The organism is Desulfobacter sp. (assembly GCA_028768525.1).
Classification (GTDB): Bacteria; Desulfobacterota; Desulfobacteria; order Desulfobacterales; family Desulfobacteraceae; genus Desulfobacter.
The window spans coordinates 3462467-3480292 of the sequence record CP054837.1 but is presented as its reverse complement, the minus strand read 5'-3'; the positions used below and the strand labels follow the sequence as shown (position 1 = coordinate 3480292).

15 protein-coding genes and 1 riboswitch are annotated in these 17826 nt (G+C 58.5%); of the genes, 2 read left to right on the top strand and 13 right to left on the bottom strand.

The window, feature by feature from the left end; all coding sequences use genetic code 11:
• Position 1: 1 nt before the first annotated feature.
• The 11 genes from HUN04_15465 to HUN04_15415 form a co-directional block, all read right to left on the bottom strand.
• Entirely contained in the window at positions 2-3949 is a 3948-nt protein-coding gene (locus HUN04_15465) for a cobaltochelatase subunit CobN (GenBank protein ID WDP91016.1), read from the bottom strand.
• Positions 3939-4289, bottom strand: a complete 351-nt coding sequence (locus HUN04_15460) for a DUF2149 domain-containing protein (protein WDP91015.1) — start codon at positions 4287-4289, stop codon at positions 3939-3941. The genes HUN04_15465 and HUN04_15460 overlap by 11 nt, the downstream gene beginning before the upstream one ends.
• Positions 4276-4965 (bottom strand): MotA/TolQ/ExbB proton channel family protein, encoded by a 690-nt coding sequence (locus tag HUN04_15455; protein ID WDP91014.1) that lies wholly within the window; start codon positions 4963-4965, stop codon positions 4276-4278. Before HUN04_15455 ends, HUN04_15460 begins: the two co-directional genes overlap by 14 nt.
• On the bottom strand, positions 4966-5772 hold the full coding sequence (locus HUN04_15450; GenBank protein WDP91013.1) for a hypothetical protein: 807 nt from the start codon (positions 5770-5772) through the stop codon (positions 4966-4968).
• 1 nt (position 5773) lies between these two features.
• Positions 5774-6592, bottom strand: a complete 819-nt coding sequence (locus tag HUN04_15445) for an ABC transporter ATP-binding protein (GenBank protein WDP91012.1) — start codon at positions 6590-6592, stop codon at positions 5774-5776.
• Positions 6589-7596: an iron ABC transporter permease gene (locus HUN04_15440; protein WDP91011.1), complete on the bottom strand. Its 1008-nt coding sequence runs from the start codon at positions 7594-7596 to the stop codon at positions 6589-6591. The genes HUN04_15445 and HUN04_15440 overlap by 4 nt, the downstream gene beginning before the upstream one ends.
• Positions 7586-8446: an ABC transporter substrate-binding protein gene (locus HUN04_15435; GenBank protein ID WDP91010.1), complete on the bottom strand. Its 861-nt coding sequence runs from the start codon at positions 8444-8446 to the stop codon at positions 7586-7588. Before HUN04_15435 ends, HUN04_15440 begins: the two co-directional genes overlap by 11 nt.
• A 4-nt stretch (positions 8447-8450) precedes the next feature.
• Positions 8451-10505, bottom strand: coding sequence for an adenosylcobinamide amidohydrolase (locus tag HUN04_15430; protein WDP91009.1), 2055 nt, complete (start codon positions 10503-10505; stop codon positions 8451-8453).
• Positions 10506-10635: 130 nt separating this feature from the next.
• A riboswitch (cobalamin riboswitch) is annotated at positions 10636-10821 on the bottom strand.
• Between the two features lie 99 nt (positions 10822-10920).
• Entirely contained in the window at positions 10921-11607 is a 687-nt protein-coding gene (locus HUN04_15425) for a PAS domain S-box protein (GenBank protein ID WDP91008.1), read from the bottom strand.
• A 342-nt stretch (positions 11608-11949) separates the two neighbouring features.
• Positions 11950-12471 carry a hydrogenase-4 component G gene (locus HUN04_15420; GenBank protein ID WDP91007.1) on the bottom strand — a complete coding sequence of 174 codons (522 nt, stop codon included), beginning with the start codon at positions 12469-12471 and terminating at the stop codon, positions 11950-11952.
• Positions 12472-12595: 124 nt separating this feature from the next.
• On the bottom strand, positions 12596-13678 hold the full coding sequence (locus tag HUN04_15415; GenBank protein ID WDP91006.1) for a 4Fe-4S binding protein: 1083 nt from the start codon (positions 13676-13678) through the stop codon (positions 12596-12598).
• 218 nt (positions 13679-13896) lie between these two features.
• Here HUN04_15415 and HUN04_15410 point away from each other — a divergent pair, with 218 nt between their 5' ends.
• Positions 13897-14409 (top strand): O-acetyl-ADP-ribose deacetylase, encoded by a 513-nt coding sequence (locus tag HUN04_15410; protein WDP91005.1) that lies wholly within the window; start codon positions 13897-13899, stop codon positions 14407-14409.
• Complete coding sequence (locus tag HUN04_15405) at positions 14406-14702, top strand: ArsR family transcriptional regulator (protein ID WDP91004.1); 297 nt, start codon at positions 14406-14408, stop codon at positions 14700-14702. Before HUN04_15410 ends, HUN04_15405 begins: the two co-directional genes overlap by 4 nt.
• 39 nt (positions 14703-14741) lie before the next feature.
• Here HUN04_15405 and HUN04_15400 read toward each other — a convergent pair whose 3' ends face one another.
• Together HUN04_15400 and HUN04_15395 are read right to left on the bottom strand one after the other, a co-directional pair.
• Positions 14742-16331, bottom strand: coding sequence for a molybdopterin-dependent oxidoreductase (locus HUN04_15400; protein WDP91003.1), 1590 nt, complete (start codon positions 16329-16331; stop codon positions 14742-14744).
• Positions 16332-16379: 48 nt separating this feature from the next.
• On the bottom strand, positions 16380-17501 hold the full coding sequence (locus tag HUN04_15395; GenBank protein ID WDP91002.1) for a (2Fe-2S)-binding protein: 1122 nt from the start codon (positions 17499-17501) through the stop codon (positions 16380-16382).
• Between the last annotated feature and the right edge of the window lie 325 nt (positions 17502-17826).

Here is a 17826-nt window from a genome sequence, read left to right as displayed (position 1 = left end):
CTCATTCTCCTTTTTTTCTTGCCCCGAATGCGGCCAGGGCCATGATGAGCACCACACCTGCCAGGGCCGTCCATTCCATGCCCGAGGAGGTCATCTGGGTGCGGTCATCGGCTTGATTCATCTTTTCCATCTTAAAGCCTTCCACTTCGGCTTGCTTTGCCCCGTTGTCGGTTTTCCGGGGCGCGGCCTCTTTGGCCGGGGCCGACAATTGACGGAGCAGTTCCTGCCGCTCTTTTACCTGGTCTTCCAGGGATTTTTGGGCGGCCTGCTCCACGGCGATTTTAAATTGTTCGGCCATCTCCGGGCTGAGGACACCGGGAATGGAAATAATGGACATAACCATCTGGTTAAGCATGGGATTATTGCATGTATGGTCGCAGCAGGCCACCCCTTTTTCCACCACTGAGACGGCATACCGGGCCGCCAGTTTTTTGAGCACCTTGTCTTCGGCCTGCCAGTAGCCCTTGCGGTGGGTCTCCAGCATCCTCCCGGTGATGGACTGAAAGGCCCAGGGGGATGCCTTGTCGAAAAATTCTTTCATATTTAAATCGTGCTTGTCTTCAACGTAAACGGCAAAGGTCTGCTCCCATTTGGCTTTGTCCACCTTTTCCGGATTGGTCATGTTCCAGCCCCAGAGGTATTCCACATAATCGGCCATGGCCTTGGCACCGGCATAATCCTCGGCCTGCATCCCCCGTATCCACTTGGGATTGAGATAGCGGGAGCGCATCTCCCGGCCCAGGCTTTTGGCCGCATCTTCCACCCCCACCCGGCCGGCGGACTTCTGCCGGGTCACCAGGGTTTGGGGGGCCTTTCCCGATTCTTTGCGCACGGCCATGGACAGCCCCCCCAGGTACTGGAAAAAATCGTCGTTGTCCAGGAGGCCGTAAACATTGGAGGAGCTGGACTGGACGGTCACGTCCACCCCGGCCAGCTGGGCACGGAGCCCCGCCTTGGCCGGAACGCCCCAGGCCCCGTCTCCGAAGGCAAACCCCATGCGGTTCTGGAATACATCCACCACCCGGTCCGGGTCGTCCCATTTGGCAGAGTTGGAGGCCATTTCACTCACACCGGTGCCGTAGGCCCCGGGCCGCTCGGAAAAGACCCTGAACCGGGACAATTTTTCCGCCTCTTTTTCGTCCATGCCCTCCCGTATGAGCCGGGTTTTGACGGCGGCGGAATTCCGGGCAATGAGATTTTCCACGTCGGTCTGGGCTTCGGCCAGGCGGATGGCCTTGTCGATGAAGGCTAGCTTTTCGGGGAACACATCCCGGTAGAGGCCCGAGGCATTGATCATTACATCGATCCTGGGCCGGCCCAGTTCAGGCCCGGGGATGATATCAACCCCCAGCACCCGTCCCGATGGGGACCACCGGGGTTTGGCCCCGATGAGATAGAGGATGGTGGATTCGTTCACCCCCTCGTTCCTCAGGGTTTCCACGGCCCAGAGGACCACGGCCACCTTATTGGGCCAGCTGCCCTGCTTGTCCATGTGATCCTGGATGATCTGCCGGGCCGCCGTTTTCCCCAGTTCCCAGGCCGCCGGGCTGGGCAGCTTGCCCGGGTTGAAGCCGTAGAGATTTCTCCCCGTGGGAAGGGCGCCCGGGTTGCGCACCGGGTCATTGCCCGGACCGGGGGGGACAAAACGTCCGTCAAGCCCCCGGATCAAGGCCTCCAGCTCCGCCGGGCCGGACCGGGCCAGTTTCTTTGAAATCCCTTCCGGGGTCTCGCCGGAATTGAGTTTGCATATCGCCGCCGTCATTTCCCTGGATGCCTCCGGGTCCGGGGATTGGCCGAAGGTGTGCATCCCGAAGGGCATGAGGTTTTCCCGGATCTCTTCCAAATAATGCCCCAGCAGATGGACCATTTCCTCCTGCGCCGCCTCCGAAATGCTGTCTGCCGCGGGGCTGTTTCCGGCGGGCCCCGCCCCATGGGTCATTCCTTCGGCTTCAAGATCCTTGAGGATCCCGGTGGGGCCGGCCAGGGCCATGAGTGCCTTGTATTTCTCAGCGGCCAGGGCCGGGCTTTTGGCCCGGGCCTGCTGGTATTGGTTCACCAGGTCGGCCATGCGGCTGTATTCCCCGTAATCCCCGGTCTGTTTCAGCACCGGGGTAAGGTGGGAAATCATCACCCCCCGGCCCCGCCGCTTGGCCTGGATGGCCTCCCCCACATCATCCACGATATAGGGATAAAGGTTGGGGATGTCCGTGATCAGCACCTCGGGGGGGCAGGAAGGGGAGAGGCCGACCTGCTTTCCCGGGGTCCACTCATAGGTGGCATGGGTGCCCAGGTGGATCATGGCGTCGGCCTTGAACTTTTTCTGCAGCCAGAGATAGGCGGCCAGGTATTGGTGGTGGGGATAGAGGGTGTCGCTGTGGTAAAGCTTGTCGGGATCGTCCCCCCAGCCTCGGACCGGCTCGGGCAGGAGCACCAGGTTGCCGATCTCCACTGCAGGGATAATAAAATCATCGCCTTTGACCATGATTTTGGACGCCTCCGGCAGTCCCCACTGCGCCACCACCCTGGCCTTGAAATCTTCGGGCAGGGCCTCAAACCATTTCAGGTACTCGCTTCTGGGCAAATGGACCAGCCGGCCCCCCTCAAGGAGCCGGTCCAGCTCGCCCGGGGCCCAGGTGCCGATATTCCGGGCCGAAGTGAGAATCAAATCCTTGATTTCCGCTTCGGACATGAGATCGCCGGTGCAATATCCGGCCTTTTCCATGGCCCCCTGAATCCGGGACAGGCTCCTGAATACGTTGAGGTAGGAGGCCCCGACATTCTGCTTGCCCTGGTGGTGGTTGTAAAACATCACCGCCACCTTTTTATCCTTGTTAGGCTTATCCTGGAGAACCAGCCATTTTTTTATCCTGGGGATGAGGCGGTCAAAATTTTCATCCACGGGCAGGGATTGAAAATGGGTTTTGCCGGTTTCAGGATCCAGGACCTTCTCCTTGCCCGAAAGCACCGTGGGTTCGATGAGCCCGGACAGCTCGGGCACGGCCACGGACCAGGCCACCTCCAGGGTGTCGATGCCCTGGGGGCTTTCCCGCCATTGGGAGACCGTATTTTTATAGAGGCTGATACCCGAGAACAGGGGCACATCCAGTTGTTCGACCCGCTCGGCCAGTTCCGGGGTCAGGGCGTTGTAGAATTTAAAGGACCAGGCCAGGACCAGGCGAACCCGGGAACGGCCCTGGCCGTCCAAAAGGAATTTTTTGAAGATATCCCGCTCCCGGCCGAAACAGGGCAGGACGTTGAAGCCTTCGGCCTCCAGGCGGCGGATGGCGGCGGCCACAGGGGCCCGCTGGCCGGGATTTAAAAAGGAGGTGAAAAAAACCAGCCCGACAAAGGGGCGGCCGGAATCATAGTTCGGCTGGGCGTTTTGCCAGTCCAGGTAGGCCCGGACATCGGTGAACAGGGCCGGGGCATCGGGATGGAAGAGGCCCGGGGAGATGATGGGTTTCACCGGGCCGTAGGAGATGGCGCCATCCTTGTGGCGGGCCCCCACCAATCGAATCATGTTCTCCACATTTTCAAGGGTCAAATGGCGGAAATATTCCGCCACCTCGGGATCGAATATCAGTCCCTGTTTCTTCAACGTTTCGTCGTCCAGGGATCCCCTCAGGGCATAGACGGTTTTGGCGGTGGCATCCACGTGATCCGTTACAAACTGCTTCAGTTCCCGGCCCATGACATCCACCACGATCACGGGGGCGCCGGCCGTGAGCGCCTTGGTTTCATCGAGCTTCTGGGCGATATCCGCCACCGTCACCACCCGGACATCCAGATCCCTATCCAGGTCCTGTTTTAATTTTTCAACGGCACGATCCACCACATAGGCATTCTGGTCCAGGACCATGAGCACCATGTCCGGCCGGTCCGCTGCCCCGGCGGGCAGAATGGGCAGGACAACCAGCAACACCAGCCAAATCAGAAATTTAGTTTTCATGGGCAGTATCCGGTATATAAATCATTGATCCGTCAGCCAGCTTATAGGCGGTGCCCAGGCGCTGGCCACGGCCCTTGGCCTTTTCCTCGGTCACCCGCATGGCGTCGATTTTCTTTCCCTTTTTAGCGATGATTTCCATGGTGCCGTCCTGGTTCTGCTTGACCATGGTGAATTCGGAGTTCTCCGACAGCAGGTCTTCCAGGTGGTAGGCCCCGAATAAAGCGATGAGCAGTCCCACGATGAACACCAGCCCCAGGTCGAAGAGGTTGGCCACCCCGCTGAGGGGATCGTTGTCCGAGAGTCCGCTGCCCCTGTCCTGGGCCGGCTTAAGATATCGCATTTGCGTTCTCCGGTTTTCCGGGTCGGCGTTCCCCGGTCCCCGCTTTCGGTGCTTTGCCTGCATTCGCTGCTTTGGCTGGGTTTGCGGCGTTTGCTTCAGCGGCGGCACCCGATGCCAGCAGTTCTGCGGCCAGCTGGATATTTTTCACATCCTGCTCCACCCACCGCCGCTGCACCGTGAACAGGCAGTAGGCGGCCAGCCCCAGGGCCATGCCCACCACCGTGGTGGTAAAGGCCACCACCAGGTCCCGGCTCAACTGGCTTAAATCCCCCTGGCCCAGGGAGGCCAGGCCGGTTCCCATGGGGATGAGGGTGCCGATGAGGCCCAGCCCCGGCCCCACCCGGATGATGATTTTCAAGGGATCCAGGGATTTCCACATCCCGTGCTCCGTGTCCCTCAAAAGGTTGGTCACCCGCACCGGCTCCGGGTCTTTTGCAATGGCCCGGGCCGCCCGGCTGACCCGGGGCGGCAGACAGGATTCGGCTTCGCCCGCCATAATTTTTTGGGGCAGGCAGTCTGTTTTTGCAAGCCGGCGGCGGCCCAGCCACTGCCGGAAAAATCCCCCGGCATGGATAACCATCCAGACAAAGAGGCAGGAGAGGATTGCCAGCACCGGGAGAAAAAGGGATGAGGCGATGAGATAGATAAAGGTTTTTAAAAGGGCGAGTATCTGCATTTAAATGAGTTCCTTTTCAGGCGCCCGGAAAAATCCCAGGCAGAATGCCAGTAAAATGAGTATCACAAGTCCGGCCCATGAAACGGCCGGCCCCGCCGCCCCAACTGAATGGGAGAGGCTGATCCGGTAAATCCGTCCCAGGTCCGCCCACTGGGGCACCAGAAGCACCGAAAGGATGAAGTATCCTGAAATATAGACCATGATGGTGCCCAGCAGGTTTTCGGCCCGGCCCCGGGCGGCCCGGGATACCAGGAGGGCCGCCCCGATGGCGGAAGAAACGAACCCGAGATAGAGCCAGATAAATACCCGGGTCTGCCCCGGGTAGAGGGCGGCCAGGAACCCGGAACTGAGCAGAATCACGGCAAAGCATACCGGACAGGGAACGGCCAGGGCCATCCAGGCCCGGGAGGGCCGGGCCCTTGAGGGCCAAGCTTTGGTCGGCCGGGCATTAGATGGCTGAGCATCAGGCGGCCCGGGTATTTGACCCTCATCCCCCCCCTTTCCGGCGGCCCCAAGGAGCCCCGCCCCCCAGGCCATGACCAGGACGGCCAGGATGAGGTGGAGGGTCATTCCGGATTTAAACAGCAGGGTGAAATCCGCCAGGTGGGCGGTGAGGTCCACATGGGAAAGAATCCCCCAGGAGAGGAGGAAAACCGCCCCGTATCCGGCGGCAAAGGCCAGGGTGCGGCCGGCCTGCACCGGCCACTTCCGGCCGTCGGCCATGAGATAGCCCATGCCGGCCCCGCTTTTCAGGGCAAAGGCCCCCATGGACATGACCAGTCCCAGGACCAGGGATTTTAATTCCATATCATTCTCCTTTCGTCTTAACCGGCGGGGTGTTGTCCCGGGCCAGAAAAATACAGGGTTTGCCGGACACCGGGTTTTGGGCGGTTTCCACCCGGGTATGGTAGACGGCCCGGATATTCTCCCGGGTCAGCACCGCCTCCGGGGTGCCCACGGCATGGAGGCTGCCTGTATCCCTGCTCACCAGCACCAGACGGTCGGAGTATTCCGCCGCCAGGTTAAGGTCGTGGATGACCATGAGCACGGTGAGTCCCAGGGCATGCCTCAGCCCGGAGATCAATTCCAGGATCTTTGCCGAATGGGTGATGTCCAGGTGGGCAGTGGGCTCATCCAGCACCAGAAGGGCCGGTTCCTGGGTCAGGGCCCGGGCCAGGGCGGCCAGCTGGCGCTCGCCCCCTGAGATCCGGTCCATGGAGGAACCGGCGAGGTGACCGATGCCGGTGACGTCCATATATTTGCGGGCCAGTTCCCTGTCCCCTTTGGTGTCAAAAAACTGAAGGGGCTTGAAAAAGGGGAGCCGCCCTAGAAGCACATAGGCTTCCACCTCCATGGCCAGGGGATCCAGGGTCTGGCGGACCACGGCCATCTGCCGGGCCAGGCCGGCGTTGTCCAGGGACCGGATATCCCGGCCCATGAGGCGGATGCTGCCGGCAGCGGGGTCAAGCTGTTTGGACACCGCCCTGACCAGGCTGGTCTTGCCGGCCCCGTTGGGCCCGATGATGGAGACGATTTCCCCCGGGTTAAGGTCAAAACTGATATTGTTCAGGATCCGGCGGGGGCCGAAGGCCAGGTCCAGGTTTTCAACCGCCAATACGGGGCTCATATTTCCCCCTTTTTCCTGGAAATGGCCCAGATGAAGACCACCCCGCCGATGATACCGGTGATCACCCCCACGGGCAGTTCCAGGGGGGCGATGACGGTCCGGGCCAGGACATCGCAGAGCATTAGGAATACGGCACCGCCGAGGTATGAGGCCACCAGGAGGATCCGGTGGTCGGGACCGGTGACCATGCGCATGAAATGGGGAACAATCAGCCCCACAAACATGATCACCCCGGCCACGGAGACCGACAGCCCCGTGAGAAAAGAGGCAATGAAAAACACCCCTTTTTTGGTCCTGGAGGTATTCACTCCCAGGCTGGCCGCCTCCTCCTCTCCCAGGAGGAGGCCGTTGAGGTCCCGGCAGAAAAAATAGGAGAGAAAGAGCCCCCCGATGGAACCGCCCAGGGCCAGGAGGATGAGGTCCATGTCGGGCTCGTCCAGGGAGCCCATGATCCAGAGCACGATGTTCTGGAGGTCGTCGCTTTCGGCCAGGGCCATGAGCAGCATGACCAGGGAGGAGGCCACATAGGAGATCATCACCCCTGTCAGCAGCATCCGGTTGGATTTGATATACCGGGTCCGGCGGTTAAGGCCGTAAACCAGGATGATCACCAGGCTGGCCCCGGCAAAGCCGGAAAGGGGATAGGCAATGATGCCCATATGGGTGTAAAGCTTTAAAAGGATATTCACACAGATCCCCAGGGAGGCCCCCCCGGAGATCCCCAAGGTGTAGGGTTCCACCAAGGGATTTTTAAACATGCCCTGGAGCAGGGTGCCGGCCAGGGCTAAGGCCCCGCCCATGGCCAGGCCCAGCAGGGTCCTGGGCAGGCGGATGCCGGTGAGGATGCCGTATTCGGCGCTGCCCGGGCCGGCCATGAGGATACCGGGAATCTCGGCCACCCTGATGCCGGCGGCCCCCACGGAAAGGGAGATGCCGGCGGCCAGGGCCAGGAGGATCAAAAGCAGCACCGTCACCAGGGTCCAGGATGCGGGTTTATTGGCCATTGTGTTCCTCGGGATGGATGAGTGATGCCACCCGGGCCAGGCCCTGGGCAAAGCTGACGGGTGTGGGGCTGCAGATGAGTTCGGGGTCCAGGACATGGATCTCATTGTTGCTCCCGGCCCTCAGGGAGGCAAAGCCCATCCATCGCTTCTTTTCCTGCACCGCCGCCTTTTTGGAACTGCCCATGGTGGCCACCAGAATCACATCGGGATTCTCCTTTATCACCTGCTCCCGGCTGTATATCCCCGAGGGCTGGTCTTGGGCGATATTGACCCCGTTGGAGAGGCGGATGAATTCATTGATGAACAGCTCCTTATTCACCGTGTGCAGGGGCTTGAGCCCGATCTGGATAAAGACCCGGCGGGGGGGGAGTCCCGCCACCCGGTCCCGGATGGCCGCCACCCGGTCTCCGGCCCCGGCGGTTATATTGTCGGCTTCCCCGGACCTGCCCAGGGCCCGGCCGATCTGGCGGGTGAGATCGCACATCTGATCAAAGGTTTTGGGATTCTTGATTTCCATGACCCGGATCCCCTGTTTTTTAAGGATGATAATCTGCTTTTCCCGGGTCAGGGCCGAGGTGATGACCAGGTCCGGGGAGAGGCTGATGATCTTTTCCACATTCACATGGGTCACCGAGCCGATCTTTTCCTTTTCCGCTGCCTCGGGGGGCACATTGCAATAGCTGGTGTTGGCCAGCAGGGCATCCTGGGCCCCCAGCAGGTAAATGGTCTCCGTGATAATGGGGGAGAGGGAAACCACCCGCCGGGCCGGCGGTTCTTCCGCCCGGCCGGAGGCGGCCGCCAGGAAGACGGTCAGGGTCAAACAGATGATACCGGTTAAACTTTTTTTCATTTTATTATTCTCCCATGCGGATTCTGGCCCCGGTCATCACCGCATCCAGGGCCTTGCGGATCACCGGGGGAATCGCCTTGTCCGTAACCAGGGATTCCACCCTGACACCCTCCCGGCCGGCGATCCTGGCGGCCACCTGGGCGCACCAGCGGTCAAAGGATGTTAAATTCTTTATCTGCCCCTTTTCCCAGGCATCGGAGAGGCTGAGGGCCGCTTCCAGAAAGCCTGCATACTCGGGGTTGAGCAGGAGGTGCTCCACCATGGCGGAAAATTCGCTTTTCTTCTCCCGGCAGTCGCACTGGGCCCCCGAGGTCAGCTGATAGATACTGATTTTGCGGTCCTTGAGCCGCTGGACAATATGGCGGCCGGCAACCAGGCCGTTCTGATTCTCAATGGCCTTTTTCACCCCGGCGTTGACGGCCCTGGCGATGAGTTCCCCCATCTTGCTGTGGCCCCCGGCATTGTCGATGGGGGTGCCCTCCCCCTGGACCACCAGGACATTGTCCGTGCCCGTGCCCGTGGCCATGTTGGTCCGGCCGGTATAGGCGGACCGGATGTCCAGATCCTGGAGGGCGGCGCTCTTGGCTTCCGTGGCCGTTATAACGGCCCGGGTCATGGCCCGGGGGCTGAGCGTCATATTGGTCATGATGATGATGTTGATGGTGCCCGGTTCATACCAGAGCCCGGTGTCCTCGGCCATGCGCATGGCATTGGAAACCACCCCGGCCGTGACCAGGGCCGTGACCTTCATCTCCTTAAAGGAAACCGTATTGACGGAGATATGGTCCATGTCCGCCCCTGTCATGAGAAAGGCTGTATTCTCCTTTTTCCGGCCGATGGCCCTGAGGATGTCGCTGCGGTTCTCCTCAATGGACCGGGTGTGGCCCGGGAGCCAGGTGGGGGGCGGGGAGTAATGGTTGCCCACGGTAATGATATCCTCCCGGAGTCCCTCCAGGGTGGACACCACGGCCATGGGCCGTTTCAGGTCAATGACCAGGGTCTTGTTCTGAAAATCCAAAATCGTCGAGCGGACAATGGCGGCCGCCGCCACATAGTCCAGCTCCCCGGCCGGATCCTTGCCGGACGCCGGAGGAAGGGGCCGCCGGTCAATCCCGGCCACCGGGTGGACGAAATTCTTTTCATCGGCGAATTCGTGGGTGTAAATCATGGAGGCCAGCCCGGCCACAAAAGAGGAGGTCCTGGCAGAGGCCCGGCAGGTTAAATCGCAGGGCAGGTAATAGATGCGGCCGTTCTTTACGGCGGAGACATCCTTCCACCCGGGCGTTGAAAAGAATCTTTCTGCCACGGCCCGGTCCGGCTCACACCCGTAAATGACCTCCGGATCAAAGGCCCGCCACTGGGCCAGGGTCACGTCCACGATTTTACCCGGCGCCGTAAAATCCGGTGCAATGCCGCCGGCCGCCCGGATCATATCATTCTGGAAGGACCCTTTGCCCGGGGTCATGACCCGGTCCCGGCCCATGAGGCGGATCACCCGTTTGGGAACAGCACCGGCCTTGTCCAGCTTGGCCCGGATATGGGCCAGTTCTTCTTTGTTCTTTTTGATCAGGGCGGCAGCTTCGGCCTGTTGCCCCGCAATTTCTCCCAGCCGGGCCATCAGGTCCCAGGCATCATCCAGCCGTCCGGTTGCATAAAAGAACACCGGGATGCCGGCGTCCCTGAACTCTTGGGCCATCTCCCTGTGAAGGGGGGAAAGGATGAGAAAATCCGGATTCAAGCCCTTGATATGGGCAGGGGAGGGATTAAAAAATCCGCCGGCCAGCCCCCGCCCGGCCGCCCCCTTCAGGGTGAGGTCGTGGTAGGTGGCCCCGGCCAGCCGGTCCCCGGCGCCGATGGCCACCAGGATCTCCGAGGCAGAGGGCACCAGGCTGACAATTCTTTCAGGGGGGTGATTCAGTTGAACAATATTGTCCAGGCTGTCCCTGATCTCAGCGGCCCGGCCCGGCCCGGCAACGGCCAGGCCCAGGAGAATCAGAAGCAGTAAAAAGGCCTGAAAAACGCCGCCCTTTTGGCGGCATATATTCAAACGCAGGTCCATCAAACATTCCTTTCATTGGCAGAATGATGAGACCGGCCCGGCGCAAAATAAAAATCCCCGGACCAATCATGCTTGATCCGGGGATCCCCTTTTTTTCTCCAAGATCGGCGGCCGCCCCTTTACCACGGTAAACAGCCCTAAAGTTCCAGGCAGGTCTTCTGACTTCCGGATCGTCCTCCAAGCTGCCCCTTCCCATGGTATGTTACCCCACAGTGGTTCATGCAGCTCTTGTCCCCGGTTACAGCGGCGGGTCCGTCCCTGAATTTCACAGGGTTCCCTATTATGCCCAACAGGCACCTGAACGAATCCGTTATTCAAAACTGAGGGACAATTGTCAAGTAAAAATCCGGCCCCCGTGTCTCTTCTTCCACTGGGCCGGACGGCTGGCCAATCCCAGCCCCCCTATAATTGCCCGCTAGGTTTTCTTTTTATTTTTGGACTTGATATACCAGGCCTTGTCGCCATAGAGTTCATCCGAGCACTCCATACAAAGGCCATGGCTGAACATTGCTTCGGTATTTTCTTCAATATAGCTTTCCAAACTGTTCCAATAACCTTCATCGTCCCTGATTTTTTTGCATGACGAACAAATCGGCAACAATCCGGATAATGTTTTTACCCTTGCCAAGGCCTCTTGTAATTCGTAAATCACCCGTTCACGTTCATCTTCAGCCTGCTTTCTTTCGGTAATATCGTGGGAGACGCCTATCAGATATTTTTTACCGCTTTCACTTGTAAAAGAAGCTTTACTTGTCAAAATGATGCGTTTTTCGCCCTTGGAATTGATATACGATTCTTCATTGATGTTTGTTTCATTGGATTCAAATACTAAATCATCCTTTTCCCAGAAAATTTGGGCCTGCTCTTTTGTGTGCAAATCAAAATCGGTTTTACCAATCAGGTCTTCCCGGTTCTGTCCCACGGCATTGCAAAACGCATCGTTAAGAAATATCCATCTATGTTTTTCATCTTTAATGAAAATAAGATCCGGAATATAGTTTAAAACATTCTTGAAAAGATTTTTGCCCAACGCCATCATATCTTCCAACTCTTTAATTCTTTTTACCAGTTGGCCAGATGATTTTTTTGATTTCGTCTGCATGTCCAAGAACTTGTTTTTTGTCCAATCATTTAAAAATCAGGAGGTGCTGACAGGAAAACCATTAAGTATACGGATCAAGGGATCGCCTATAGAGAAACATGCCCCTCCCCCGTATTATAAATATCAAATTTATAAACAAAACTCACTTTAAATTTAATATATTGAAAGAGGAAAAACCATGAAATTGATGCAAATCCAGGGTGTGATCGCTTATGGGTGCTTCCCTGGCCGCCACCAATTTTGAAAAATCATGAAGCGCAGCATTACGGTTGGGGATGCCGTGAATGATACGGGCCGTACCCAAGGCAGAGAGTTTGCTTTCCCAGGTGTTTGCTAAAATTTTTATGCCGTCAGATCGACAATGGATTCGCCAAGCCCGCCCAGCTTTTCATCAATGGCTTCCAGGCTCTTGGCCAATGTGTCATAGGATATATCCGGCAGCTTTCCGCCCCATGCCTTTTCAGCTTCGGCAAAGCCCTTTAAGATTCCTTCCCGGCCGGCTCTCAATTGCTGGACATCGTCTCCGGCGGCCTCCAGCACAAAATCCGCAATCCGCTGGGCGGTCTTATCGATCCCGAAGTACCCCTCGGGGCCGATAAGTTCCTGTGCCTCATCAGCAGACAGCTGGGAAATGGGCATGCCCTCGTAGGTGAGGGACGCCTTCAGCTCATCGCTTAACCGGCGAAAATGAAAAAGGGCATTTTGACCCTCTATGTTCTGCCGGGTGCCGGTTTGGACCTGGGCACCGAATAGAATAAGTTTATCCTCTGTTTTTATGATCTTATTTTCAGTTTTTGCTGCCGCATTGGCGGAAGCGTATGTGGCAGTAGATAAAACCGATGAATTTATCTCTAGTGAAACCATGGCACCCCCCTTTTTAAGCTTTTACAATATATCGGAATTTCCAATAAATACTTGAGCTTCGCAAAATATCCGCCGGCCGGTGGCGCTGGCTCAAAAAGGCGGGGCCTTTTTCCCTCCGCGCTCCTTATTGCTGCATTTTAAGGGGAATCAGTGAGGTCCCCCGCTTTTCGGCGGTAATGGCCATGAGCTCCTGTCCCGATGCCGGCGGTGACACCTGGAGTTCTTTGGGCTTTTCCTCCAGCCGGATGGCCTCCACCGGACAGGTGGTGACGCAGAGGCCGCAGCCGATGCACCGTGATCCCTTCACCATTGCCGTCTCTTCCATCTCAATGGCATCCATCTGGCAGCGCTCCAGGCAGTCTCCGCAGCCGATGCATTCCTCGGGGTCGGCCACGGCCCAATAACGGTTGTAAACCATTTCCCCGGGGTTGGGCTGAAGTTTGAGGGCCCGGAGCACCCCGCAGCAGTCGCCGCAGCAATTGCACATGCCCCCGGGATTGACCATGTTGGCCGGCTGGTTCACCAGCCCGGCCTCCTCGCATTTGTCAAGGATGGCGCAGGCCTCTTCCTTGTCGATGTAGCGGGCCATTTTATTGGCCACGTAGTAATCGGCATGGGACCCGAAGAGCAGGCAGACCTCCCTGGGTTTGTCGCAGCCCTTGTCCAGCAGTCCCTGCTGGGTCCGGCAGATGCAGTCGGCAACGGCGATCTTCGCCTTGGCGTTGACCATGGCCTTGGCATCCTCGTAGGCCGCCACCTTATGGGTCACATCCACGGATTTGCCAACGGGGATGGTCCTCAGGGGCGGTATGTTGTCGCCCATGCCCTTAAGGAACACCTCTTCCATGTAGCTGTTGGTCAGCTGGGCAAACTCCTTGTCCATGCGCCCCAGCTGGAATTCATAGGAGCCGATGACAAAAGGAATCGCAGAATACCGTCTATTCCCCGCCTTGACGTGGCGGAAAATCAGCCCCCGGGATGCCATATCCTCCAGCTTTCGGGCCGTTTCCTCGGGCGACCGCCCCGTCCTGTCCGCAAATGCATCCGGGGCTTCCAGGAGCATGGAGAGATCCAGGTATATCTCGGCATCGTCTTCGGTGAAAAGTTTTTCCAGAATTTTCAGTTCCACCCCGGACTTGCTTGCCGGGAAACCGGTCGAGTATTGGTCCATCTGTTCGCGAAGCCGGTGATAAATCTCTGCTGCCATCGTTCCTCCCCATGGATAATGGATAAAAAGTGAATGCCCCTCACATCCGGGGGCCCCTCCTGCCGGAACCCCTATGCTCCGGAGCGGTCAACTCCCACCCATGACCACTACACAGATGGGCCCCCCATGTCAACTGCAATTTTTCCCCAAACCTGATATAATCCGGGACCTTGATAAAAAAGCGATGTGTACCGGCAACCCCATGGAAGGAGAAAAATATGGATACCATTACAATCGTGCAGGGCGATATCACCCAAGCCGAGACCGACGCCATTGTCAATGCAGCCAACTCCCGGATGCTGGGGGGCGGCGGGGTGGACGGCGCCATCCACCGGGCAGCCGGGCCGGCCCTGCTGGCGGCCTGCAAGGCCGTAAAACCCGAAAACGGCATCCGGTGTCCGGCCGGAGCGGCCCGGATCACCGAGGCCGGGAAGCTTAAGGCAAAATACGTCATCCATACGGTGGGCCCCAGGTACGGGATTGACGAAAATCCGGAACGGCTGCTGGCATCGGCATATACAAACAGCCTGGACCTGGCCCTGGCCCATGGGTGCCGGTCCATTGCCTTTCCTGCGGTGTCCTGCGGGGTATTCGGTTTTCCCCACAGGGAAGCCGCCGCCATCTCCATCGCGGTCTGCCGCCGGCCGGAATACGGGGAAATCCATAAATACTTTTTCCTGTTCAGCCCGGAGATGGTCGCCGTCTGGACGGCGGCCCTGGACGCAGCATGAGCCGTGAGCGCCACCAGACTATCAGACAGGAAATCATGGTCCTGCTTGAATCGGAACCCATGACCATCCGGGACATCTCCCAGGCGGCCGGGATCATGGAAAAGGAGGTGATCCGCCATCTGGAATCCATTGAAAAATCCCTGAAACCCAAAGGGAAGCACCTCCACTGGGAGCCCTGCGTCTGTGTGAACTGCGGGTTTGAATTCAACAGCCGGAAACGATTCGGGAAACCTGGCAGATGTCCGGAATGCAGGGAAAGCCGAATCGCCCCGGCCCTCTACCGGATTGAATGAAGGGGCCCCGGGCAGGATGCCTGCCCGGGGCGGAGAGGATCAGGCCTGCTTTTCAATATTCACGGCGCAGGCCTTGTATTCTGCGGTGAGGGTGATGGGGTCAAAGGCGGGGTTGGCCAGCCAGTTGGCATTATTTTCCCTGAAATGGAAGGCCATCCAGACCATGCCCTCCGGCACTTCCTCGGTGACCTTGGCACGCACCCGGACCTGCCCCCGACGGGAGCTGACCCGGATATATTCGCCCTGGGCAATGCCCAGGCGGCCGGCATCCACCGGGGAGATATCCGCGGTTTCCTCGCCCAGAAGGTCGTTGAGCCCGCTGCACCGGCCGGTCTGGGTCCGGGTGTGGTAATGGTATAGCCTGCGGCCCGTACTCAATACATAGGGGAACGCCTCGCAGGGGACCTCGGCCGGCGGGGTCCATTCCGCGGGCAGGAACTGTCCCCGCCCCCTTGTGAAAGAGCCCTTGCCGTGGAGGAACCCCGTGCCGGGGTGATCCATGCTGGGACAGGGCCATTGGAGGCCGTCTTCCTCAATGCGGTGGTATTTAATCCCCCCCAGGGCCGGGGCCAGTTGGGAAATTTCGTTGTCCCAGATATCCTGGCCGCTTTCGGATTCCCACTCCTGGCCGAAGCGTTTGGCAATCTCCCTGAATATCCACCAATTGGGCCGGGCCTCCCCGGGAGGCGGGCTGGCGGTGCGGACCCGGCTCACCCGGCGTTCGCTGTTGGTAAAGGTGCCGTCGTTTTCGCTCCAGGCCGCCGCCGGAAAGACCACATCGGCAAACCGGGTGGTTTCGTTGAAAAAGATATCCTGGCAGATGAGAAATTCGGCGGAACCCAGCTCCTTTTCGACTTTGGTGATGTCCGGTTCGGTATTTGCCAGGTTCTCGCCGAAAATCCAGAAGGCCCGGACCTTTCTTTTTTCCAGCCCTTCCATCATATGGGGGATCATCAGCCCGTTTTGATCCGGGAGATGGTCCACGTTCCAGAATTTTTCAAATTTTTCCCGGGCGGCAGGATCCACCACGGCCTGGTAACCCGGGAAAACATTGGGCAGGGCCCCCATGTCGCAGGCACCCTGGACGTTGTTCTGGCCCCTGAGGGGATTCACCCCGCCGCATTCCGCGCCCATGTTGCCCAAAAGCATCTGGAGATTGGCAACGGAGACCACGTTATTCCGGCCGCAGGTGTGTTCGGTGATGCCCAGGGTGTAGCAGACCATCACCGGTTTAACCGAGGCCAGGCGGCGGGCCGTTTCCACGATAGCGGCGGCGTCAATGCCGGTAATATCGGCCGCCCGTTCCGGGGGATAGGTTTCCACCACGGCGGCCAGCTTGTCAAAATCCTCGGTATGGTTTTCCACAAAATCCCGATCATATAAGTTCTCTTTAATGAGCACATGCATGAGCCCGTTGAGCAGGGCGATGTCCGAGCCCACCTTCAACCCCAGATGGATGTCGGCAAACTCCGCCAGCTTATGCCGCCTGGGGTCGGCCACGATGAGGGCGGCCCCGTTCTGCACTGCATTTTTCACAAAGGTTGAGGCCACGGGATGGGCCTCGGTCATATTGGAGCCGATGACAAAAAACATCCTGGCCCTGGAAAATTCCCCAAAGGAATTGGTCATGGCGCCGGAACCGAATGATGCCGCAAGACCTGCGACGGTTGGCGCATGTCAAGTTCGGGCGCAATGGTCGATATTGTTGGTCTTGAATACCGCCCGGAAGAGCTTCTGCATCTGGTAGGAATCTTCGTTGATGGACCGGGCGCAGCTGACCCCGGCCAGGGCGTCGGGCCCGGATTCGTCAATGATGGCCTTGAGCCGGTCCGCCGTATAATCCAGGGCATGGTCCCAGGAGACCTCTTTGAATTCCCCGTTCTCCCGGATCACCGGCCGTTTGATCCGTTCATCTGAATAGATGAAATCATATCCGAACCGGCCTTTGACGCAGAGCCGCCCCTTGTTGGGGGCCCCCTCCTCAACACCGGTGACCTTGACGATTTTTTCATCTTTTACATGGAGCCACTGCTGGCAGCCCACCCCGCAGTAGGGGCAGGTGGTGCGGATCTTTTCGATTTCCCAGGGCCGCCATTGGTTCTGTGCCTTTTTCTCCACCAACGCCCCCACCGGGCAGGCCTGGATGCATTCACCGCAGAAGACGCAGTTGGATTCCACAAGGCCGTTGCCCTCTTTGGTGGCCACCACGTCCCTGCCGTTGCTCCTGTCCATATCAATGGCCAGGTTGACCTGAACCTCGTTGCAGGCCTTCACGCACCGGCCGCATCCGATGCACCGGGAGAAATCCCTGACAATCATGGGATTGGCCACATCGGGCACCTCCTTTTTCCAGCCGGAATCAAAAAGACCGGTCCGGGCCTGGTATTCATAGACCAGATCCTGGAGCCGGCAGTCCCCCCACACCGGGCAGAGATCGTAGGAGGCTTCCATATCCCCGGCGTCCATCTGAAAATCCGTGAAGCTTTCGGTCATGGCCCCGGCCACCCCGCAGTTGTGATTGCCCGTGGCCACCAGGGCCTCAATGGCTTTTTTACGGGCCTCCCTCACCGCAACCCCGTGGGTACGGATCTCCAGGCCCGCTTCCGCCGGGGTGGAACAGGCCTTGACCATGCCGGCCTTGGCCTCCTCCACCAGGCATACCCCGCAGGTGCCGGTGGGGGTGGTGCCGGCCAGGTGGCAGAGGGTGGGAATATTTATGGAAAGGGCTTCGCAAAGGTCAAGAATGGTCTGCCCGGGCTGAAATTCGACGGTCTGGCTGTTGATACTCAGGTGCGGCATGGGGCCTCCTTTTATCCACTGTGGTCCAGGAATCCTTAACGACTTGTATTCAGGGGATGGGTATCATGGTTTTTTCGCTATGTCAATATCGACATAATAAGAAAAGCGCTTTATTTTCCGGACCTTGTAAAAAACTATCAGCCAGCATGGGCGTCTTTTATCCTGGGTACTGCAGGAGGTTCAGGGGGCGTTCCGGCAACCGCCGGTATACCCCGTACAGAAAAAATACTGAAAACGGATTTTATAAAGTTAAAATAGGAATGACATCAATTAATAATAAATATACCGGCCGGGAAAACACCAGCGGCACCCTTGCATTCCCCTG